The following is a 20,258-nucleotide window of genomic DNA, read 5'->3' as shown; positions in this document are numbered from 1 at the left end:
ATTATTTTGGATGAATCGGCTAAAATTAAACAGGTATATATGTTGTTATAGTTTTGAAAAGAGGTGCAAGATGTCCGCAGAAAAAATGGAAACGTCTTTTCATTTGACCGTTGAAGCGATCCAACTGCTTCAAAACGCATTGGAAACGTCTTTTTTTGATGCTTACGTAGAGACGATCGAAAATTTTGTTGATCAATACCAAGTTCGCGTGATCGATGGGGTACCAGATGAAGCAACTGTTGCTCGTTTAGAAACCATCTATCAAGAAATTCGAGCAATGGAACTATCGGCAGAAGAAAAACGCAAGCTTGCGCAGTTGGTTTTGTTGAAAGGCAGCCAAACGGAGCGCCTGCAGGCCAATCACCAACTGACACCAGATAGTCTTGGGTTTTTATTCGTCTATTTGATCGAGCAGTTGAGTAGTGCCGACCAACCAGTGAAACTTCTTGATTTATCGGTAGGCATGGGGAATCTCTTATTGACAGTCTTGCTGAATCTACAATTAGCGAAGCGTCCAGTAGAAGGAACCGGTGTGGATATTGACGAAACCTTGTTGGCGATCGCAGCTGCAACTGGCGAATGGACCAAAGCGCCCTTGCATTTGTTCCATCAAGATGGCTTGCAAGAGCTTTTGATCGAACCGATGGATCTGGCGATCAGCGATCTACCGGTGGGCTATTACCCACAAGATGACAAAGCCCGCAGCTTCATTACGGCGGCTCCAGAAGGGCACAGTTACGCCCATCATTTGTTGATGGAACAAGCGATGAACTATGTCAAAGCTGGCGGTTACGGTTTGTTCTTAGTACCAAGCAACTTCTTGGAAACGGAACAGAGTGAATTTTTGAAAAAATGGCTGAAAGAAAAGGTTTATTTGCAAGGAATGATTCAGCTTCCTGAAGAACTCTTTAAAAATGAACATTCACGTAAAAGTATTTTGCTTTTACAAAACCATGGAGGGACAAGCAAACAAGCAGACGAAGTCTTGCTGGTCAAGCTAGCCTCACTGAAAGAACCAAAGAACATCACAAAACTTTTTGAACAATTTGCGGCTTGGAAAGCAGCAAATCTGTAATATAATTCGGATAAGGAGATCATCATGTCAAAAACAATCGCAATCAATGCTGGAAGTTCAAGTTTAAAATGGCAATTATATCAAATGCCAGAGGAAACAGTTGTCGCTAAAGGAATCGTTGAACGAATCGGTTTGAAAGATTCTATCTTTACCATCAAATATGGGGAAGATCAAAAATTCGAACAAATCATCGACATCAACGATCACGAAGTAGCTGTAAAAATGTTATTGGATCAACTGATCGAATTAAACATTTTAGGTGCCTATGATGAAATCACTGGCGTCGGTCACCGCGTCGTTCACGGCGGAGAAGATTTCCCTGATTCAGTTGTGATCACAGACGAAGTGATGGAACGCATCCAAGCATTGGCTGAATTTGCGCCATTACACAACCCAGCAAACTTGATGGGGATCACTGCTTTCAAAAAAATCTTGCCAGAAATCATCAGTGTCGCTGTTTTTGATACTTCTTTCCATGCAACGATGCCAAAACACAATTACCTATACAGCTTGCCATTAGAGTACTATAACGAGTTCAAAGTACGTAAATACGGCTTCCACGGTACAAGCCACCGTTATGTTTCTGAGCGTGCAGCAGAAATGTTAGGTAAACCAATCGAAGAATTAAAAATCATCACTTGCCATCTAGGGAACGGTGCGTCGATCACTGCGGTTGACGGCGGAAAATCAGTAGATACATCAATGGGCTTCACGCCATTAGCTGGTGTAACGATGGGCACACGTTCAGGTGACATCGATCCTGCTGTTTTGCCTTACTTAATGGAAAAATTAGATTTGAATATCGATGAAATGGTGGATGTTTTAAACAAAAAATCTGGTTTATTAGGCTTAACTGGTATTTCCAGCGACATGCGCGATCTAGAAGCAAACTACGACAAAGAAGAAGTCAAAGTTGCTTATGACGTCTTTACTGACCGCATCCGTAAATACATTGGTGGCTATGTCACAACCATGAACGGTGTTGATGCGATCGTCTTTACTGCCGGTATCGGTGAAAATGATGCCCACGTCCGCAGCGAAGTTATCAAAGGCATGACTTGGTTTGGTTGCGAATTAGATGCCGATCAAAATGCAAAACGCGGCGAAGAATTAGTGATCTCAACTGAAGAGTCAAAAGTCAAAGTACTTTTGATCCCAACAGATGAAGAATTAATGATCGCTCGCGATGTGGAACGTTTACGCGGCTAAGCGAAAACATTCTTTAGAAATAGAAGCTGAAACACATGCAAGAGAAATGCTTGCATGTGTTTTTTTTGTAGGAAAGTCCGCAAAATGGGGCTAGAGAGAAAAATTGGTGAAGACCATTTTCTAATTTTTTAAACAGATAATTTAATAATTATACATATGAGAATTGGCTCATACTGCACCTAGGTGGAGGGCTTCTCATTTTGCTTTCATTTGAATTTAAATTTCCCTCCTTTTTTACAAGATGTTCTCAGGGAAATACCCTTGTAAAAGTTGCCAAATGGGAATAAACTGGCATTTGTGAATTTTCAGAAAAATTCCGCTATTTTATTTTCATTAATTTTTATAAGGGGCCATTACATATGGAAAAAGAAAAAACATTCTTAGGTCAGCCGCGAGGGCTGTCAACTTTATTCTTCACGGAAATGTGGGAACGATTCAGTTATTATGGTATGCGGGCGATTTTGGTGTACTTCATGTACGATGCAGTTGCCAACGGCGGCTTAGGGTTGCCAAAAGGAACGGCTGTGGCGATCATGTCGATTTACGGTTCCTTAGTGTATATGTCAAGTATTGTTGGCGGTTGGATCTCGGACCGTCTGTTAGGATCAAATAAATCCGTCTTTTATGGTGGGATCTTGATCATGTTAGGACACATCGTTTTGGCAACACCTTTAGGGATTCCAGCGTTGTTTGTGTCCATGATGCTGATCGTCATCGGAACCGGACTCTTGAAATCCAACGTGTCGGGTATGGTGGGGCATTTATACAGCAAAGACGATATCCGTCGGGATGCTGGTTTCTCGATTTTCTACATGGGGATCAATATTGGCGGCTTGTTAGCACCGATCATCGTCGGGATCTTAGGACAAGAGGTCAACTACCACTTAGGCTTTTCGATTGCTGCTATCGGGATGTTCATCGGTTTGGTGCAGTATTATGTGCAAGGAAAAACCACGTTGAAAAGTGTAGCGATCGCGCCAACGAATCCCTTATCGGCAGCCGAAAAGAAAACCTTCTTCCGAGCAGTCGTTCTGGTTCTTCTCGCATTGGCAGTGTTGTTTGGCGCAGCAGCTGCAACTGGCCATCTGACGGTGGATTTCTTCATCAACTTTATCAGTGTTCTAGGTATTTTCTTACCGATCTACTACTTTACCAAAATGCTCCGTTCGAAAGATGTCACACCAGATGAAAAGAAAAAAGTGTTGGCCTACATTCCGCTGTTTTTGTCAGCGATCGTCTTTTGGTCATTGGAAGAACAAGGCTCATCGATCTTGGCATTGTTTGCCGCTGACCGTACGCAATCAACGTTATTCGGCATCAATATTCCAGCAAGTTTGTATCAAACCTTAAATCCACTTTTTGTCGTCTTATTGACACCTGTCTTTGTCTGGTTGTGGACCAAACTAGGCTCTCGTCAGCCACGGACAGAAGTGAAGTTTGCCATCGGTTTAATCTTAGCCGGTTTGTCCTTTCTATTGCTAATGCTGCCAAGCCTCTTGTTTGGAGTAGAAGAACGGGTCAGCCCATTATGGTTGGTATTGAGCTTCTTCATCATGATTGCAGGGGAAATGTGTCTTTCACCGGTGGGCTTGTCGGTGACGACTAAACTTGCGCCGAAAGCCTTCGAAGCACAAACCTTGGCGATTTGGTTGTTAGCAGACGCTTCTTCACAAGCCATCAATGCGCAAATCGCTCGGTTCTACACACCGCAAACAGAAGGGATGTACTATGGCATCGTCGGCGGAGTAGCCGTTGTTGTCGGCATCATCTTGTATTTAGCTAGAAAACCGATCCGCAACTTGATCGGCAACATTCATTGATCAAAAAATAAAAACTTGATTTTCCGCGTATGCATGGATTGAACAACCCATGCATATGGTAGGAAAATCAAGTTTTTTTGTTGCGAATCAATCTCTTAGTCAATCAAGGGGCTCAGGGACTGGCGCGTGATCTGCTGCTGTGCAATGACCAGGGCTTCTTGGAAGTGCTGCTGTAAAAAGTAGCGGTCATGGCTGACCGCCAACAGGGTCCCTTGATAATCTTGCAGCATTTCTTCAATTTCTTCTCGGGCATAGCTGTCGAGGTGATTGGTTGGTTCATCCAAAATCAGGACGTTGATTTTTTCTAAGAAGAGTTTCAGTAACGCCACACGGATTTTTTCACCACCAGATAAATCTTTGATTCGTTTGGCCACATCACTTTGATAAAACCCACTTTTGGCCAATTGCCGACGAGCAGCCTCTTCGTTTCCTGTCAACGTCTGTACGTAGGCCAACAAGCGACTCTCAGGATCGGCAAACTGCAGCTGTTGGGGCAAATAGCCGATTTGTAAGCTGCTGCCGCGCTTGATAGTGCCGCCGCTAGGAAGCTCCTCACCGAGAAGTAATTTGAGTAAGGTTGATTTTCCGGTACCATTGTCGCCGATGATGGCTAGATGCTCCCCACGGTAGATTGCAAAACTACTGTCTTTGAATAGGAGCTGATCGGCATATTGCTGGTGCAAGTCGCGAACGATGAACACCTCTTTGCCTGATTTTCCGCCATTTGCCAAGCCTTGCAGCCGATTTTTCGGGGGCGCTGGCGGTTTGACCAGCGTAAGTTTCGCTAGGCGGCGTTCCAATTCTTTGGCTTTTTTGAAGAAGGATTCATTGTCTCCTTCATGGCCCCACTGACGAAACCGACGAATCATGACTTTTAGCCGCTGGACTTCTTTTTGCTGCAGTTCGTAATTTTTGGTCAGCTCCGCCAAGCGAGCTTCTTTCAAGACACGAAATCGGCTGTAATTTCCGGGACACTCAATCAAGGCGCCTTCTTCCAGTTCCCAGGTCTTGGTGGTGACTTGATCAAGAAAGTGCCGATCGTGCGAAACGACTAGGACCGCTTTTTTCGTATTCTGTAAATAATTTTCCAACCAGCGAATACTGGAAAGATCCAAGTGATTGGTTGGTTCATCCAGTAACAGCAGGTCAGCATCGGCAACTAACACTTTGGCTAAAGCGACTTTGACCCGTTCACCGCCGCTAAGCTCTGTTAAGCGTGCGTTCTGTCGATGGGGAATTCCTAAGCCTTGTAAGATCGCGGAAATTCGGTCTTCCAATCCATAGCCGCCCAGCTCTTCAAAGCGCTGCTGCAGCTCGCCATAACGGATCAGACACTTCTCTAAATCAGTATCGGGTTCTGCCATCAAGTCTTCGTAATGGCTCATTTGCTGTTTGAGTTCTTGAATGGTAGCAGCAGAATGGAGCAGGTAGTGGGTAACGGTTGCTTCAGAAACTGTCAACTCTTGCTCGACCGTCCCGATCCTCAAGCCTTTTTGGCGGCTGATAACGCCGCTATCGACGCCTTCACTGCCAGTCAAGATTTGTAAAAAGGTTGATTTGCCCGTTCCGTTAATGCCGACTAAGGCAATTTTTTCTCCAGCTTCGATTTGGCAGGCTAACTCCTCAAATAACGGATTCCCGCCGATGGTTTTTTTAATAGCAATTGCTTGTATGATCATGATCTCTCTCCTTGAGACCACTCAAAAAGGCCATGGATACCCATGGCCATTGTTATTTAAACTCAGATTTTCTTGAGAAAAATACCTTGAGATGGCCATTGATTTTACGTAAATGTAACTGTTTTGTACAGACTCGTCCCGTCAACAGCAACTGTAAAACCAATTGCATGGCTAAATGCGATATGGTATCGTTGGTAATTTTCATTACTTGTTATTTTAGTCATGCGCATCATGGTAGTTTTCCCTCCTTTGTGTCTTTGTCTTTTCAGTGTACCTGAAAGTATCAGAAAGTTCAACCAGTACTGGCGGTTTCTTAGCGTTCCTCGATGCGTAATTCTGTCAGGGAGCTTTCTTTCATCTGACCGATGACTAATGGAACGGTCTCATGAACCACATCACTGTATTCTAAGCCGAACCAGCGTTCAGGTGAAATGGTATGGCGTTTGATAAAAAGCTTCGTCTGCATGACTTGCTTCTGCCATTTGCTTAATGCAGTTGCATTCGACAGCTCTTCTTCGATCATCACGAATTGGAAATCGCCCACATTGCGTCCAGGCGTTAAAGAGTAGCGTTGCGGCTGTAGCGGCAAGCGACCATCTTTCATTAATTCTTGAATGATTTGGCGAATGTAGAGATTGACTTCTTGCGGCACCCGAAAGCCGAGATAAAGCTTTAGTTTAACGATAAAATCGGTATCTGCCATCGAAACTTCATATTTTTTCGTATAGGGTTCATCGGTGACTTCCACATTGACGAACCAATACACTTTGGCACGTTTTGGCCGTTTGTCTAAAATGGAATAGATGAACTGCTGACCGATCTGATCGTCTTGCAGCTTAGGAACCATGAAGACGACGTTCGTCTGAGATAACGGCAAAGAATCATCTTCCCGCAACTGTTTCAATTGAGGGATGTAGGTAGAAAGTGCAACTTCTTCGGCAGCATTTTCTTGAATACGATTGCCCCATTCCCAAATCAGCATCACGCCGATGATCACGCTGGCTAATAAGATGGCAACGTAACCGCCATGGAAAAATTTGGTCGCACTGGAGATAAAGAAAATCCCCTCGATCGCTGCAAAAAAGAGCGTGATGAACGGTGCCAAGAAACGGGTCTTCTTGTTTTGGTGCAAGTAGAAATACAGCAAAATAGTGGTCATCAACATCGTTACTGTAATGGCCAATCCATAAGCAGCTTCCATCCGAGTAGAGGTCTGGAAGAACAAGACTACGCCAGAACAGGCGATCCACAGCAAGGTGTTCAAGGCAGGAATGTACATTTGCCCGATAGACGCCCCCGGATAGATGATTTGCATCCGCGGCAATAGTTTCAACTTGATGGCTTCAGAAACCAAGGTAAAGGAGCCAGACAGCAGGGCTTGCGAAGCAATGATGGCAGCGAGGGTGGCAAAGCTGACGCCAAAGACTGTCCACCCTTGCGGCAATGCTTGGAAGAATGGATTCAAGTTTTCGATTTCTTGATAAGTCGGGTTTTGATAGACTTGCAGCAACCACGCCGCTTGACCAAAGTAATTCAGCATCAAGCAGATTTTGATATAGGGCCAGCTAGCATAAATGTTTTTCTTGCCCACGTGACCTAAGTCTGAGTAGAGGGCTTCCGCACCAGTCGTTGCCAAAAAGATATTGCCGAGAATAAAGAGACCGGCACTGTTATCGGGACTAAAGAGCAGATTGATTGCATAACGGGGATCAAGGGCGCGAATCACCGAAAGGTCACCAGCAAAGTTCATTACACCGACGATGCCTAAGAAGGTGAACCAGCCTAGCATGATCGGTCCGAAGGCTTTGCCGACAAACTCAGTCCCAAAGCGCTGCAGGGCAAAGAGGACCAATAAGATTGCTAAGGTGATGCCGACGATGATCGATTGGTCATTGCCGAAGCGATCAAAAAAGACTGGAATCCCCCGTAATCCTTCGATGGCAGTGGTCACCGTCACGGCTGGCGTCAACACGCCATCTGCTAGCAAGGCTGCGCCCCCGATGATTGCTGGAATAATCAAATAGCGGCTGTTTTTACGAACTAGGGTATAAAGGGAGAAAATCCCGCCTTCTCCATGATTATCCGCGTTTAATGCGATCAAGACGTACTTGATCGTCGTTAACAGCGTTAGCGTCCAAAAGACGAGCGAGACGCTGCCTAAGATAAAATCGGGTGTTAAGGTGCGTAGTCCGCCATTGTCCTCCACCAAGGCTTTCATTACGTAAAGCGGGCTCGTACCGATATCACCGTAGACCACCCCCATGGCGACTAAAAGTCCGCCGGCGGTCACTTTTTTCATTTTACTTGAACTCATTGACTGTTTTCCCTCCATTTTAAACTGCAAAAAGACCTAAGCGGCCCCTTGCCACTTAGGTCTTGCAAGAAACATCTTAAACCAGCGGATTCCCGCTTGCTGTTGATCTAAGATCATGGAACGGATCCATGTGCTACTCCCCTAAAGTGCTCTTATTATCTTTGTTTTTGCAGCTACTGTCAATTGATTTGTTAAAAATGGCAATAAACATTTTTCATTTCCTGCTTTTCAGCGTAAGATAACAATAGGTATGGAATAAGGAGGCAGGAAAATGATTGAGATCAAGAATCTGACGAAACAGTATGGACCAAAAAAAGCATTGTCTGATCTTTCCCTGACGATCCGTCAAGGGGAGATCTTTGGCTTTCTGGGACACAACGGAGCAGGGAAGTCGACCACGATCAAAAGCTTAGTGAGTATTTTGCAACCGACGAGTGGGGAAATCTATTTTGATGGCCAATCCCTCGTGGAACATCGCGAAGCGATAAAAAAACAAATTGCTTATGTGCCGGACACGCCAGATTTGTTTTTACAGCTAACGGCAGGGGAGTATTGGGACTTGATTGCCGCCGCGTATGAGGTGCCAGCAGCGGAAAAGGCCGAGCGTTTGCAAAAATTAGGGCGCTTGTTTGATATGCTGTCTCATGAAGAAGAGACCATCGCCAGCTTTTCCCATGGAATGCGGCAAAAAACGCTGCTGATTGGGGCATTGATCCCCGATCCTGACATTTGGATCTTGGATGAACCGTTACAAGGCTTAGATCCCCAAGCGGCGTATGATTTAAAAGAAATGATGAAACAGCATGCTGCCAAGGGCAAGACCGTGATTTTTTCCACCCACGTCTTGGACACCGCCCAGCAGTTGTGTGATCAATTGGCGATTTTGAAAAAAGGCGAGCTGCTGTACAATGGCTCAGTGGCAGATTTGCTGGCACAGCATCCGTCGCTTTCTTTGGAAACGATCTATCTGCAAATGACTGGGAGAAGTCAAGAAGAAGCGATTCTTGCAGAAGCGGAGGAAGCGTAGATGCGAAAACAACAATTTCTGACTCTGACCTCCGTTAATTTGCGGTATGCCAATCCCCAATTGACAGACAAAGCCCGCAAAAAAGGCAAGGCTGGTTCGACCTTGACCAGTTATTTGTTGTTTCAATATGCGCTTTCTGGGGTAGTGTTTCTGCTAGTCTATGGGTTGACGATGATCACATTGGATTTTAGTCAGATGCCAGGCTTTTTTACCGCTTATGTCGCTTTGTTCGGGATCTTAGGCTTTTCCCAAGGGATTTCGTCCATTTACAATGTCTTTTTCGAGAGTCAAGATCTGCCAGCGTATTTGCCGCTGCCCTTTCGACAGAGTGAAATTTTTCTGGCAAAGATCGTGGTGGTATTTCTCACCGTTGCGCCGTTTATTTTTCCTCTGTTGGTCTTATTTCTCCTGACAGGGATTCGGGCAAATGTCTTTTTCTTGCTGACGATCTTATGGGCGTTCTTGCTGTTCGGCTTGTTTTTAGTCTTGATCTTCAGCGTTTGCAGCTTGATCGTCTTCAGCCTGACCCGCACCAAGTTTTTCTTGAAGCATAAAAAATTGGTCACTAGTTTATTGCTAGGCGTGACGATGCTGGTTGTTGTGATCGGGGTCTTAATGATGAATCAGGTGAATACTTATGAGACAGACGTGGTAGATCGGGGAGCGATCAGCTTTTTATTACCCTTTTATTATGTGATGGTGGCACCGTTTCAAACGACTGGTTTGCTTAGCTTGCTAGGGATCATCGCCACAGCAGGCGTGTTGCTTTTTGCCCTCTATCGATTGATCTTGCCGAAGTTTTATGAGCAAGTGGCAGCCGCGGCGCCCAACCAAGGGAGTGTTCGTCGGAAGCATAAACCCAATCAAGGCTTGGGCCAGCTGTTGTTTAATTACAATTCGCAGTTGATCCGAGATCCGAATTTGATCATGCAAGTCTTTTCTTCTTCGTTGCTGATGCCCATCATTTTCTTAGTGTCCTTTGTGTTTACAGGAGCGATTCAGTTAAGTGAATTGGATGAGCGGTTTATCGGTGTCGTTTTTGTGGCGGGGATCGCCTTGGCAGCATTGATGGTCAACCCGACTTCTTTTATCAGTAATTTGATCTCACTGGATCAGGAGAATTTCTTGTTTGTCCGCTCCTTGCCGCTATCGATGAAGCGCTACTTGCGGGAAAAATTCCGCTTTGGGGTCGTTTTGCAGCTGAGCTTAACGGCAGTCATCGTGCTGGCAGCAGTCCTTCTATTCAGAATGCCGCTGATTTTGGCTGTCTCTTTTCTAATCGGGGCACTTTGGAGCAGTTTTCTTTTGTGCTTGAAATATTTTGCTCGTGATTATCGGCTGCTGCTTTTGGATTGGACCAACATCAGTCAATTGTTTACGAGAGGGGCGGGGAGTCTTGGGTTAGCCATTGGAACGATCGCAACGCTGTTTCTTTCCATCATTGTTATCATCCTTTACGGCTTTGCTGCGACTTCGGTTGATTTTTGGTTATTGAATGGTCCGGTTTTCTTTGTGATCCTCTTGACCAGCGTCCTTTGGATAGCCCATTATCACCATAGATTTTGGCGTCGTTTTTCCTAAGGGAAGCGACGCTTTGCTTTTTTTATTTAAGGATGGGTAAATTAACTATTTATTCAGAAAATTCAGAAAAACTATTTACAATCAAGCGGAAACATGGTTAGATAGGAGTACCTATTACTTTGCTTTCATTTTTTGCTGTACAAGTTTGGATAACCGACTTGTCAAAGAGCTGTGACCAAAGTCAAAAAGACCAATGAGACCTGAGCGCTCGTTGCCTCTTTTGCTTTTGTCACGGTTTTTTTTGTACAAAAAAAACCTGCCAAGCAGCGGCAGGTCGTCTCACTATTAAGCTTTCGTGTGGTCTTTTGCTGGGACTTTGTTTTCTAGGTCTGTCCGTACAACTAACACATCACAGCCGGCATGGCGAATGACATACTCAGAAACGGAACCGATAAAGATTCGTTCCACGGCATTTAAACCAGTGGCACCGATCATAATCAAATCGATGTCGTGATCTTCGGGCAATTGTTTGGCAATGATCGGTTTTGGCGAGCCGTATTCGATCATCGTTTTGACCGCAGTTACTTGATGCTTGCGGGCATAATCCTCATAGTCTTTCAAGGTTTGTTTGGCCATTTCGGTTGCTTGTTCAGCAAGCATGCCGTCAAAAGAAGAAACGGTTTGAAAGGCACGAGTGTCGATCACATGTGCTAAAACCAATTCAGAATCATTCCGCTGTGCCACGTTCACGGCTTTTTTGAAGGCTAATTCTGACTCGCTAGACCCATCGACGGCTACCATGATTCGTTGATATTGTTGTAACATAAGAAACACTCCCATCTGTTATCTTCTACTTTTATTGTAATGCTTTTTTCTGGAAAAAGAAAACCTAATCTTTCTTTTTTTTCATTTTTTGTGCCAGCAAGATGCTGAAAGATGCGGAAGAGAGCAGCAATAAAGCCAAATAAAACAAGGCAATCAGCTCCTTATCGACAAAGCCCACAACCAATGCCACCACGCCTAAAAGGAAATGAATGAGGCTATAGGTTTTTAAGAAGACCTTATTCGCCTCGGTGGTAGGGATCAAAGTGAAAAAAATCGCTTGTTTGGCATAAAGCAAATAACTGGTGCCGAATAATACGAGTGCCACGATCGTAAATAATAGAAGAATCATAAACATACGCCATCCTGTCCTAAGTTGATAAGTTTAGTATAGCGAACCCTACAAAGAATAGCAAAAGCCACCCTTACTTTGATGTCAGGCAAGGACGTTTCACTGTTGCTATCGGTTAGAAAACGCAAAAAAGCCATCTGTTAAAAACAGATGGCACATTCTAAAAAGAATGGGTAATATCCGTTGATGCCGTTCTTTTTCCCATAGTATTGATCCCGCAAATTCTAGCAGGTGGGTTCCACGGTCTAAGCTTCGAACTACCAAAGGAAAAGGCATGTTACCAGCATTGACACAAGACGGATCCCAAGATATCAATAAAAATGTTCGGTCAACACACAAAAGGGACAACTCGTACATCACAGAATTCCCACCCTTATAGTAGCATAGGAATGACGAAGGTGCAATAAAGTTGTTTGAAAACGATACCAAAAAGTCGCTATTTTTTTTAAGTACCTAGTTTTTTTTCTTTCGCAGCTGCAATTGTTGGTACCGTTGACCTAAGGCTTGCTCATATTTACCAGTGGCTTTTGGTTGGTAATAATGAGTATTTTTCAGCTTATCAGGTAAGTATTGCTGATCGACCCAGGCATCATCAAAATTATGCGGGTATTGATAGCCGACACCCCGATTCAAGCTTTGGGCACCCTTGTAATGACTGTCTCGTAAATGATCCGGGACATCGCCAGCTTTACCGCTGCGAATATCTGCGATCGCTGCATCCAATGCCATGTAGGCAGAATTGGATTTTGGTGACAGACATAGATCGACCACTGTATCGGCTAACGGAATCCGAGCTTCTGGCAAGCCCAAACGTTCAGCGGCTAACACAGCATTGACGGTTCGAGCAGCGGCTGCTGGGTTAGCTAAACCAATGTCTTCATAGCCGATGACCATCAAGCGCCGACAAATGATCGCCAGATCGCCTGCCTCTACTAAACGACCTAAGTAATGCAGCGCACCATCCACATCGCTGCCGCGAATCGATTTTTGAAAAGCAGAGATCACATCATAGTGCGCATCCCCATCTTTATCGTGGGTCAATGCTTTACGCTGGACGCACTCTTCAATGATCGCTAAGGTCAAATGAATAATGCCGTCTGGTCCTTTTGGGGTGGAACGAGCAGCGAGCTCTAAGCCGTTTAGCGCACTTCGTAAATCGCCGTTGGTCGCTCGCGAGAGATGCAAGCGGGCATCATCGGTCAATACGATGGTTTCTGATCCAAGTCCGCGAGCTTCATCTGCTAAGGCTTGATCAATGGCGGTCAAAATATCTTCTTCTTGGAGCGGTTTGACTTCAAAAATCTGTGTCCGACTGCGAATCGCTGGATTGATCGTAATGTAGGGATTTTCCGTCGTGGCACCGATCATAATGATCTTGCCGCTTTCTAAATGGGGCAGTAAAAAGTCTTGTTTTGTCTTGTCTAGTCGATGGACTTCATCAAGCAATAAAATGACAGTACCGCTCATTTTGGCTTCCTCTGCCACGATCTGCAGGTCTTTTTTTGTATCTGTGGCGGCGTTCAGCATGCGAAACGCATAGCGTGTCGAGCCGGCGATCGCACTGGCAATGCTGGTTTTTCCGGTTCCCGGCGGTCCGTATAGGATCATCGAAGAAAGCATTTTGGCTTCGACCATTCGGCGAATGATTTTCCCCGGGCCAACCAAATGCTGCTGTCCGACGACTTCATCTAAGTTCCGTGGCCGCATTCGATAAGCAAGTGGCTGCTGCATAAAACGATCCTCTCCTTTTCCTGTAAGTATAACATAAGAACGTATATTCTCATAAACAAGCTGATTTGCGTCTTTACAGAAACAAAAGGGCGCTTATTTTCCACTCAGTCAGCAAAAATCAGGTTCGTTGAAAAGAAATCGTTGAGATCGTCGTAACTCTGTAGTCAAAGATAGTAAGTTCGCCGAGAATTGTGTAGAATAAAGAGGGTGATGAGAATGGATGAATTAATGGCACTTTTTGCGACACAGCCGACAACGACCATCGCACGTGCCTTATTAGGAATGTATTTGGAACATGAGACCCCAGAAGGAACAGTAGGTGGGTATATCGTGGATTGTGAAGCGTATCTAGGTCCCGATGATCTGGCGGCTCATAGTGTGGGCATGCGAAACACACCAAGGGTTCGGGCGATGTATCAGGAACCAGGTACGATTTATTTATATACGATGCATACGCATCGAATCGTCAACTTTATTACGCAGCCAAAAGGCATCCCGCAAGGAATCATGATTCGCGGGCTAGAACCGGTGGATGGGATCGCCTTGATGGAACAACAACGACAAAAAACAGGACCGGATGTAGCCAACGGCCCCGGGAAACTGGTACAGGCACTGCAGATCCCCGCTGAGCTTTATGGAGAATCGATTTTTACAAGCCCACTGCATTTGGTTCCTGAGCGCCGACGTACCCCAAAAGAAATTTTGGCATTGCCTCGGATCGGTATCCCAAATAAAGGGGAATGGACCCAGATGCCGCTTCGTTTTGCGGTGGCTGGCAATCCGTATTTGACAAATATACGAAAAACCGCTGTTCAGCAAGACCATGGATGGTGTTAAGAAAGAAGGAATAGTGATGGCGAAAGAAACGATATTGACTTACTTAGATCAGCGATTAACGAAAAAAATCACCGACTATGATGTGGCGATCGATTGGGATGCCAAAAATCATACGATCGAATTGGTGCTGCGCTTGTTTGCTGAAAATCCTCACCACGTGCAGATCGACGATGCGCAAGGTGTGGCATCAGAAGAAGCGATCATTGAATTTGAAGATGGGATTTTGCTGTATGATCCACAAAAATCAACGTTTGATGAAGAAGATTATTTAGCGACGATCCCTTATGCAGGGAAAAAAGGGATCCAAAAAGCCTTGTTAGACGGATTGGTTGATTACATTCAAGAAATTTTAGAAGAAGGCCAAAGCGATCTGCTTGATTTCTTGAACGATGACAGTGAAGAAGCGATCTTTGAATTGCGATTCAACGAAGAAGAATTTGTGGAGAAAATGACGAACTATCAAGCGGGAGCTGGGGAAACCATGATCCCGTACCCTAGTTACTAAGGAGAACGAACATGAAATGGAATGAAGTAACCGTAGCGACAGCTAGCGAAGCAGTGGAAGCAGTCGCCAATATTTTAATGGAACACGGAGCAAGTGGGGTAGCGATCGAGGACGTTTTAGATATCGAAAATTTTAAAAGCGATGCGTATGGCGAAATTTTGGATAAAGAAACCTATACGACCTTAGAAGAAGGCGCTCAAGTCAGTGCCTATTTCCCAGAGACGATCTTTTTACCAGAAGTGCTGCCGACGATCAAAGCAGCCATCGACCGTCTGCCAGAATATGGTTTGGCGATCGGCAAAAACACCATCACAACGAGCGAGGTCGTGGAAGAAGCATGGGCGACGGCCTGGAAAAAATATTACCATCCAGTCCGTATCTCCCGCTATCTGACGATCGTGCCGAGCTGGGAAAACTATCAACCGCTGCAAGAAGAGGAAAAGATCATCACCCTTGATCCGGGGATGGCTTTTGGGACCGGCACACATCCTACGACACGTTTGACATTACAAGCCCTAGAAGTCTACTTGCGAGGCGGTGAAACCGTCTTAGATGTCGGGACGGGCTCAGGCGTGTTGAGTATCGCCAGTAAATATCTAGGTGCCAAAGACGTGTTCGCTTATGATCTAGATGAAGTCGCTGTGAGGTCCGCCCAAGAAAATATGGCGATGAACCCCATTGCTCACGATGTGACCGTGCAGGCCAATGATCTCTTGCAAGGAGTGACGGTCCCTGCTGATCTTATCGTTGCCAATATTTTAGCGGACATCATTTTATTGATGATCCCTGATGCGTGGCGTCTATTGAAGCAAGAAGGGACCTTGATCGTTTCTGGGATCATTGAGACGAAAAAACAATTAGTGATCGATGCCATGATCGCACAAGGCTTTGAGATCGATCAATTGTTCAATCAAAAAGACTGGTATGCGATCGCCTTTAAAAAACCAGAGGTAGAGTAAGATGCAGCGATATTTTTTACAGGAGCCTTATGAAGCAAAAGCGGTGTTTGCCGTTTCGGGAGAACCCTTCCACCATATGATCCGAGTGATGCGCATGACTCCCGGGGCAAAAGTCGGTTTAGTGTTTGAGGATCATTTGGCGATCATTGCCAAGATCAAAGAAGCCGATGAAGAAACGGTGTACTTAGAGGAAGTCGAAAAAGAACAGCAGGACAAGGAATTGCCGCTGCAGGTCACGATCGCTAGCGGCTACCCGAAAGGCGACAAGCTGGACTTGATCGTTCAAAAAGGAACGGAGCTGGGGGCGGCAGCCTTTATCGGTTTTCCTGCGCAAACTTCGGTCGTGAAATGGGATCAAAAGAAATTACAGAAAAAGCAGCAACGGCTGCAAAAAATCGCCCAAGAAGCGGCGGAGCAATCCCAACGGCAGATCGCACCAGCCATCACGCTGCTGGATAACGCCAAAGCATTTTGGCAAAGCCTCAGTCAGTATGATGCGGTCCTAGTGGCTTATGAAGAATCAGCGAAGCAAGGAGAAGCGGCGATGCTGCTGCAAGTGATCACCACATTGCCTGTTGGCAGCAAAGTTTTAGCGATCTTTGGTCCAGAAGGCGGTCTGACCCCCTCCGAAATCGAAGAAGCCCAGCAAAACAACGCCAAATTATGCGGGTTAGGCCCTCGAATTTTACGAACAGAAACAGCACCGTTTTATTTTTTAAGTGCTGTCAGTGTGCTAACGGAATTAAAGAGGATGTGAGTTGATGAATAAGAACCAAGAAGCAATCAGTGTCCGTTTGTTGACGGCCGATCTGACCGACTGGGTCTTGAAGGATTTTATCAATCAATATAAGACGACCTTAAAGGAAGTCGTCGTTTTGCCTAGTGCCATTCGACGGGCGAAAATCTTGGCACAAGGCTCTTCCCTACAAATCGGCGCAGTGATCGATTACCCCCTTGCCCAAGGAACATTGGCAAAGGTGGCGTTTGAAATCGGTCGGGCGTTTATGGAAGGCGCCGATTTTTTGGAAGTCTGGCTGCCAGCTTCTTCCTTCATGGAAAATGATCGTGGCTTTGCGGAGCTGACTGAAACGATCCGCTCCTTGACCTTGACAGGAGGAGAGATCCGCTTAGCTGTGCAAACCGAGATCATGAATGAATTGACGAAGATCCAAGTAGCACAACGCTTGAAAGAAGAAGCTTGGCCAAAGATCGTGTTAGGGCAAAAACAACCACTAGCAGAAGCATTGCATGACGTGAGCTTGTTTTCCTTAGATGGCGGCAGTCAACTGTCGATCCAGATCAATCCTGACACAGTAGATGAACAAGCGCTGCAATCACTACAGGCTGCTGGCGCTGAGAAAATCGGGCTCTCGTATCATGTTTTTGAAGAATTGCTTAAGGACCAGCCGTCGCCCGATGTGCTTTGAACAACAGCGATTGAAAAATAGCTGAAAAATTTGTATAATAATACTACTAAATAAGAACTGCAGGTTAGACAGGAGTCCCATGCTTAGAACGTTTGTCCGCAAGGCTTTGGGTGCGTGACGAAACGTTAACAGCGACTTCTGTCTGCCTTTTTGATAGCACAAAAAAGAAAAGCAGGAGGCGGAATGAATGGCAAAAGAAGTTATATTGACCGGGCCCAATGTCATCAAATTGGTCGCTCATTATATGAGTGAAGAGCATGTTGCCTTTGTCCAAAAAGCATTAGATTACGCGACAGAAGCCCATAAAGAACAATTCCGTAAATCCGGCGAGCCTTACATTATTCATCCAATCCAAGTTGCGGGGATCTTGGCAGAATTGCAGATGGATCCTCATACCGTTGCAACTGGTTTTTTGCATGATGTCGTCGAAGATACCGATGTGACGTTAGCCGATCTGAAAGAAGAATTCGGTGCCGATGTAGCGATGCTAGTGGATGGCGTGACCAAGCTGGGTAAGATCAAGTACAAATCTCATGAAGAACAATTAGCAGAAAATCATCGGAAAATGTTGATCGCCATGGCGCAAGATTTACGGGTCATCATGGTCAAACTGGCTGACCGTTTACATAATATGCGTACGTTGAAACATCTGCGGGAAGACAAACAACGCCGCATCGCCCAAGAAACGATGGAAATCTATGCCCCATTGGCTCATCGTTTAGGGATCAGCCGCATCAAATGGGAATTAGAAGATATTTCTTTGCGTTATTTGAATCCACAGCAATATTACCGAATCGTGCATTTGATGCAGACAAAGCGAGAAGAACGGGAATCCTACGTTTCTGAAACCGTAGAAGAGATTCGGATCGCCACCGAGGAACTAGATATTTATGCTGAGATCTATGGCCGACCAAAGCATATTTATTCGATCTATCGCAAGATGAAAGACCAAAAGAAACAGTTCAATGAAATCTATGATTTGTTGGCGATCCGAGTGATCGTTGACTCCATCAAAGATTGTTATGCGGTTTTGGGAACGATCCATACAAAATGGAAACCAATGCCTGGGCGGTTCAAGGATTATATCGCGATGCCAAAAGCCAACATGTACCAATCGCTGCATACGACGGTCATTGGTCCCAAAGGCAATCCTGTCGAGATCCAAATTCGGACCCATGAAATGCATGAAATCGCTGAATTTGGGGTTGCTGCACACTGGGCCTATAAAGAAGGCAAGACCGAAAAAGTCAGAGCCGACAAGATGACCCAACAAGTTGGCTGGTTCCGAGAAATCTTGGAACTACAAGATGAAAGCTATGATGCTTCTGAATTTATGGAAGGTGTCAAAGGCGATATTTTCAGCGACAAAGTCTATGTATTTACGCCAAAAGGTGATGTGACGGAGTTGCCTCAAGGCTCCAGTCCCCTGGATTTTGCCTATAGTATCCATACCGACATCGGTAACAAAACCACCGGCGCCAAGGTCAACGGCAAGATGGTCCAATTGGACTACAAGCTAAAAAATGGGGACATTATCGAGATCTTGACCTCACCAAATTCCTTTGGTCCAAGCCGCGACTGGGTCAAACTAGTGGCTACCAGCAAAGCGAAGAACAAAATCAAACGATTTTTTAAAGCCCAAGATCGTGATGAAAACATCATCAAAGGGCATGAGGCAGTGGTTCGTACCTTACAAGATATGGGCTTTGTGCCGAAAGAATTTTTGACGAAAAGCAAAATGGCGGAAGCTTGCGAACGGTTCAACTACCAAACAGAAGATGATCTATTTGCCTCTGTCGGCTATGGGGAAGTTAGTCCCACGACTTTAGCCAACCGTTTGACCGAAGAAGAACGGCGCGAGAAACAAATCGAGAAGCAAAAGCAGCAAGTCCAAGAGATGATCAATCAACCGACAAAAAAAGAACCAGAAAAAATGAAGGTTCGTCACGAAGGCGGCATTGTCATTGAAGGGGTCGATAACTTGTTGATCCGTATCTCCCGCTGCTGCAATCCGGTCCCTGGAGATTCGATCGTCGGCTACATTACCAAAGGCCGAGGAATCTCGATCCACCGCAGCGATTGTCCCAATGTTCAAAACAAAGACGCCGCGAACCGTTTGATCGATGTTGAGTGGGAAGATGCCACCGACATCAACAAAGAATACGATGCCGATCTTGAGATCTACGGCTATGATCGTTCTGGGTTGCTCAATGATGTCTTACAGACAGTCAACACTGTCACGAAGCGCTTAGTGAGTGTCGAAGCCAAAACCAACAAAGACAAAATGGCAACGATCCGCATCACGGTGGCGATTCAGAATTTGACTCATTTGAAATCGATCGTTGATAAGATCAAACAGATTCCAGATGTTTACAGCGTCAGACGTACGAAGGGATGAGAAAGAATGCGGGCAGTGATCCAGCGAGTCAGTCAAGCAAGTGTGTCGATTGAGGAGAATATCGTCGGTGCGATCCAACAAGGGTTTATGGTTTTATTGGGGATCACCCATGAGGATACAGGCGACGATGTGGCTTATCTCGTAAGAAAAATCAAAAATCTGCGGGTTTTTGAAGACGAAGAAGGTAAAATGAATCGGTCACTGGAAAGTATAAATGGCGCCGTCTTGAATATTTCACAGTTCACCCTCTATGGGGAGACCAAGAAAGGCAATCGTCCCAGCTTCATTCAAGCGGCACCGCCAAGTATTGCGATCCCGCTTTACGAAGCTTTTAATGAAGGCTTAAAAGCAGAAGGGATCACTGTTGCTACTGGAAAATTTGGTGCAGATATGCAAGTCGCCTTGGTCAATGATGGCCCGGTGACGATTGTGATCGATACGAAAGAAAAATAAGTGATACAAAACGAAGGATTTTCTCGCTGGGAAAGAGTGAGAGAATTCCTTCGTTTTTTTATACTCTCGAAAGCGCCAAGCATTTTTGATGGAATCCAAGTAAAATTTAAGTTGAAATCGGGAAATCTT

General features: G+C 45.3%; 18 protein-coding genes and 1 other RNA gene. 12 read left to right on the top strand and 7 right to left on the bottom strand.

Annotation, left to right across the window (positions count from 1 at the left end; genetic code table 11):
• Positions 1-70 precede the first annotated feature (70 nt).
• The 3 genes from QN079_RS15000 (at position 71) to QN079_RS14990 (ending at position 4,104) form a co-directional block, all read left to right on the top strand.
• Entirely contained in the window at positions 71-1,075 is a 1,005-nt protein-coding gene (locus tag QN079_RS15000) for a class I SAM-dependent methyltransferase (RefSeq protein WP_289230049.1), read from the top strand.
• Positions 1,076-1,099: 24 nt separating this feature from the next.
• Positions 1,100-2,284, top strand: a complete 1,185-nt coding sequence (locus QN079_RS14995) for an acetate/propionate family kinase (protein WP_005233419.1) — start codon at positions 1,100-1,102, stop codon at positions 2,282-2,284.
• A gap of 359 nt (positions 2,285-2,643) precedes the next feature.
• Positions 2,644-4,104, top strand: coding sequence for a peptide MFS transporter (locus QN079_RS14990; protein ID WP_289230048.1), 1,461 nt, complete (start codon positions 2,644-2,646; stop codon positions 4,102-4,104).
• Between the two features lie 95 nt (positions 4,105-4,199).
• Here QN079_RS14990 and abc-f read toward each other — a convergent pair whose 3' ends face one another.
• From abc-f to QN079_RS14975, 3 genes are all read right to left on the bottom strand, one after another.
• Complete coding sequence (gene abc-f, locus QN079_RS14985) at positions 4,200-5,783, bottom strand: ribosomal protection-like ABC-F family protein (protein ID WP_289230047.1); 1,584 nt, start codon at positions 5,781-5,783, stop codon at positions 4,200-4,202.
• Between the two features lie 104 nt (positions 5,784-5,887).
• Entirely contained in the window at positions 5,888-6,016 is a 129-nt protein-coding gene (locus QN079_RS14980; RefSeq protein ID WP_289230046.1) for a hypothetical protein, read from the bottom strand.
• An 80-nt stretch (positions 6,017-6,096) separates the two neighbouring features.
• Positions 6,097-8,097 (bottom strand): KUP/HAK/KT family potassium transporter, encoded by a 2,001-nt coding sequence (locus QN079_RS14975; protein ID WP_005227748.1) that lies wholly within the window; start codon positions 8,095-8,097, stop codon positions 6,097-6,099.
• A 271-nt stretch (positions 8,098-8,368) separates the two neighbouring features.
• Between QN079_RS14975 and QN079_RS14970 the strand changes: the two genes are divergently transcribed.
• Both QN079_RS14970 and QN079_RS14965 read left to right on the top strand, forming a co-directional pair.
• Positions 8,369-9,124, top strand: coding sequence for an ABC transporter ATP-binding protein (locus QN079_RS14970; protein WP_005227750.1), 756 nt, complete (start codon positions 8,369-8,371; stop codon positions 9,122-9,124).
• A complete protein-coding gene (locus QN079_RS14965; protein ID WP_289230045.1) occupies positions 9,125-10,705 on the top strand; it encodes an ABC transporter in 1,581 nt (526 codons plus the stop codon).
• Between the two features lie 285 nt (positions 10,706-10,990).
• Here QN079_RS14965 and QN079_RS14960 read toward each other — a convergent pair whose 3' ends face one another.
• The 4 genes from QN079_RS14960 to QN079_RS14945 all read right to left on the bottom strand — a co-directional run bounded on the left by QN079_RS14960 (position 10,991) and on the right by QN079_RS14945 (position 13,550).
• The gene (locus tag QN079_RS14960; RefSeq protein ID WP_289230044.1) at positions 10,991-11,470 is read right to left on the bottom strand and encodes a universal stress protein; all 480 of its coding nucleotides are present in this window, start codon (positions 11,468-11,470) and stop codon (positions 10,991-10,993) included.
• A gap of 64 nt (positions 11,471-11,534) precedes the next feature.
• Positions 11,535-11,825, bottom strand: a complete 291-nt coding sequence (locus tag QN079_RS14955; protein WP_010749034.1) for a hypothetical protein — start codon at positions 11,823-11,825, stop codon at positions 11,535-11,537.
• Between the two features lie 167 nt (positions 11,826-11,992).
• A non-coding RNA gene (gene ssrS / locus QN079_RS14950) (6S RNA) lies at positions 11,993-12,187 on the bottom strand.
• An 85-nt stretch (positions 12,188-12,272) separates the two neighbouring features.
• Entirely contained in the window at positions 12,273-13,550 is a 1,278-nt protein-coding gene (locus QN079_RS14945; RefSeq protein WP_289230043.1) for a replication-associated recombination protein A, read from the bottom strand.
• A gap of 216 nt (positions 13,551-13,766) precedes the next feature.
• On the opposite strand from QN079_RS14945, the gene QN079_RS14940 reads away from it, so the two are divergent.
• The 7 genes from QN079_RS14940 to dtd all read left to right on the top strand — a co-directional run bounded on the left by QN079_RS14940 (position 13,767) and on the right by dtd (position 20,129).
• On the top strand, positions 13,767-14,387 hold the full coding sequence (locus tag QN079_RS14940) for a DNA-3-methyladenine glycosylase (RefSeq protein WP_010749036.1): 621 nt from the start codon (positions 13,767-13,769) through the stop codon (positions 14,385-14,387).
• A 16-nt stretch (positions 14,388-14,403) separates the two neighbouring features.
• Positions 14,404-14,892, top strand: a complete 489-nt coding sequence (locus QN079_RS14935) for a DUF3013 family protein (protein WP_005227763.1) — start codon at positions 14,404-14,406, stop codon at positions 14,890-14,892.
• An 11-nt stretch (positions 14,893-14,903) separates the two neighbouring features.
• Positions 14,904-15,851 (top strand): 50S ribosomal protein L11 methyltransferase, encoded by a 948-nt coding sequence (gene prmA / locus QN079_RS14930; RefSeq protein ID WP_081116938.1) that lies wholly within the window; start codon positions 14,904-14,906, stop codon positions 15,849-15,851.
• A 1-nt stretch (position 15,852) separates the two neighbouring features.
• Positions 15,853-16,608: a 16S rRNA (uracil(1498)-N(3))-methyltransferase gene (locus tag QN079_RS14925; RefSeq protein ID WP_289230042.1), complete on the top strand. Its 756-nt coding sequence runs from the start codon at positions 15,853-15,855 to the stop codon at positions 16,606-16,608.
• A gap of 4 nt (positions 16,609-16,612) precedes the next feature.
• A complete protein-coding gene (locus tag QN079_RS14920; RefSeq protein WP_005227769.1) occupies positions 16,613-17,278 on the top strand; it encodes a beta/alpha barrel domain-containing protein in 666 nt (221 codons plus the stop codon).
• A 187-nt stretch (positions 17,279-17,465) separates the two neighbouring features.
• Positions 17,466-19,676, top strand: coding sequence for a RelA/SpoT family protein (locus QN079_RS14915; RefSeq protein WP_005227770.1), 2,211 nt, complete (start codon positions 17,466-17,468; stop codon positions 19,674-19,676).
• A 6-nt stretch (positions 19,677-19,682) separates the two neighbouring features.
• The gene (dtd, locus tag QN079_RS14910) at positions 19,683-20,129 is read left to right on the top strand and encodes a D-aminoacyl-tRNA deacylase (protein ID WP_289230041.1); all 447 of its coding nucleotides are present in this window, start codon (positions 19,683-19,685) and stop codon (positions 20,127-20,129) included.
• The last annotated feature ends 129 nt before the right edge of the window (positions 20,130-20,258 follow it).

This window comes from Enterococcus sp. FZMF, from assembly GCF_030263915.1.
In the GTDB taxonomy this organism is placed as follows: domain Bacteria; phylum Bacillota; class Bacilli; order Lactobacillales; family Enterococcaceae; genus Enterococcus_D; species Enterococcus_D casseliflavus.
Note: the sequence above shows the minus strand (reverse complement) of the source record. Positions and strands in the feature narration are given on the sequence as shown.

Excerpts from the sequence above, each read along its gene's own strand:
- QN079_RS14955 (WP_010749034.1), bottom strand. The coding sequence starts at position 11,825 with ATGTTTATGATTCTTCTATTATTTACGATCGTGGCACTCGTATTATTC.
- QN079_RS14965 (WP_289230045.1), top strand. The coding sequence starts at position 9,125 with ATGCGAAAACAACAATTTCTGACTCTGACCTCCGTTAATTTGCGGTAT.
- QN079_RS14975 (WP_005227748.1), bottom strand. The coding sequence starts at position 8,097 with ATGAGTTCAAGTAAAATGAAAAAAGTGACCGCCGGCGGACTTTTAGTC.
- QN079_RS14960 (WP_289230044.1), bottom strand. The coding sequence starts at position 11,470 with ATGTTACAACAATATCAACGAATCATGGTAGCCGTCGATGGGTCTAGC.
- QN079_RS14940 (WP_010749036.1), top strand. The coding sequence starts at position 13,767 with ATGGATGAATTAATGGCACTTTTTGCGACACAGCCGACAACGACCATC.
- dtd (WP_289230041.1), top strand. The coding sequence starts at position 19,683 with ATGCGGGCAGTGATCCAGCGAGTCAGTCAAGCAAGTGTGTCGATTGAG.
- QN079_RS15000 (WP_289230049.1), top strand. The coding sequence starts at position 71 with ATGTCCGCAGAAAAAATGGAAACGTCTTTTCATTTGACCGTTGAAGCG.
- QN079_RS14970 (WP_005227750.1), top strand. The coding sequence starts at position 8,369 with ATGATTGAGATCAAGAATCTGACGAAACAGTATGGACCAAAAAAAGCA.
- QN079_RS14945 (WP_289230043.1), bottom strand. The coding sequence starts at position 13,550 with ATGCAGCAGCCACTTGCTTATCGAATGCGGCCACGGAACTTAGATGAA.
- QN079_RS14995 (WP_005233419.1), top strand. The coding sequence starts at position 1,100 with ATGTCAAAAACAATCGCAATCAATGCTGGAAGTTCAAGTTTAAAATGG.
- QN079_RS14980 (WP_289230046.1), bottom strand. The coding sequence starts at position 6,016 with ATGATGCGCATGACTAAAATAACAAGTAATGAAAATTACCAACGATAC.
- QN079_RS14925 (WP_289230042.1), top strand. The coding sequence starts at position 15,853 with ATGCAGCGATATTTTTTACAGGAGCCTTATGAAGCAAAAGCGGTGTTT.
- prmA (WP_081116938.1), top strand. The coding sequence starts at position 14,904 with ATGAAATGGAATGAAGTAACCGTAGCGACAGCTAGCGAAGCAGTGGAA.
- QN079_RS14915 (WP_005227770.1), top strand. The coding sequence starts at position 17,466 with ATGGCAAAAGAAGTTATATTGACCGGGCCCAATGTCATCAAATTGGTC.
- QN079_RS14935 (WP_005227763.1), top strand. The coding sequence starts at position 14,404 with ATGGCGAAAGAAACGATATTGACTTACTTAGATCAGCGATTAACGAAA.
- QN079_RS14990 (WP_289230048.1), top strand. The coding sequence starts at position 2,644 with ATGGAAAAAGAAAAAACATTCTTAGGTCAGCCGCGAGGGCTGTCAACT.
- abc-f (WP_289230047.1), bottom strand. The coding sequence starts at position 5,783 with ATGATCATACAAGCAATTGCTATTAAAAAAACCATCGGCGGGAATCCG.
- QN079_RS14920 (WP_005227769.1), top strand. The coding sequence starts at position 16,613 with ATGAATAAGAACCAAGAAGCAATCAGTGTCCGTTTGTTGACGGCCGAT.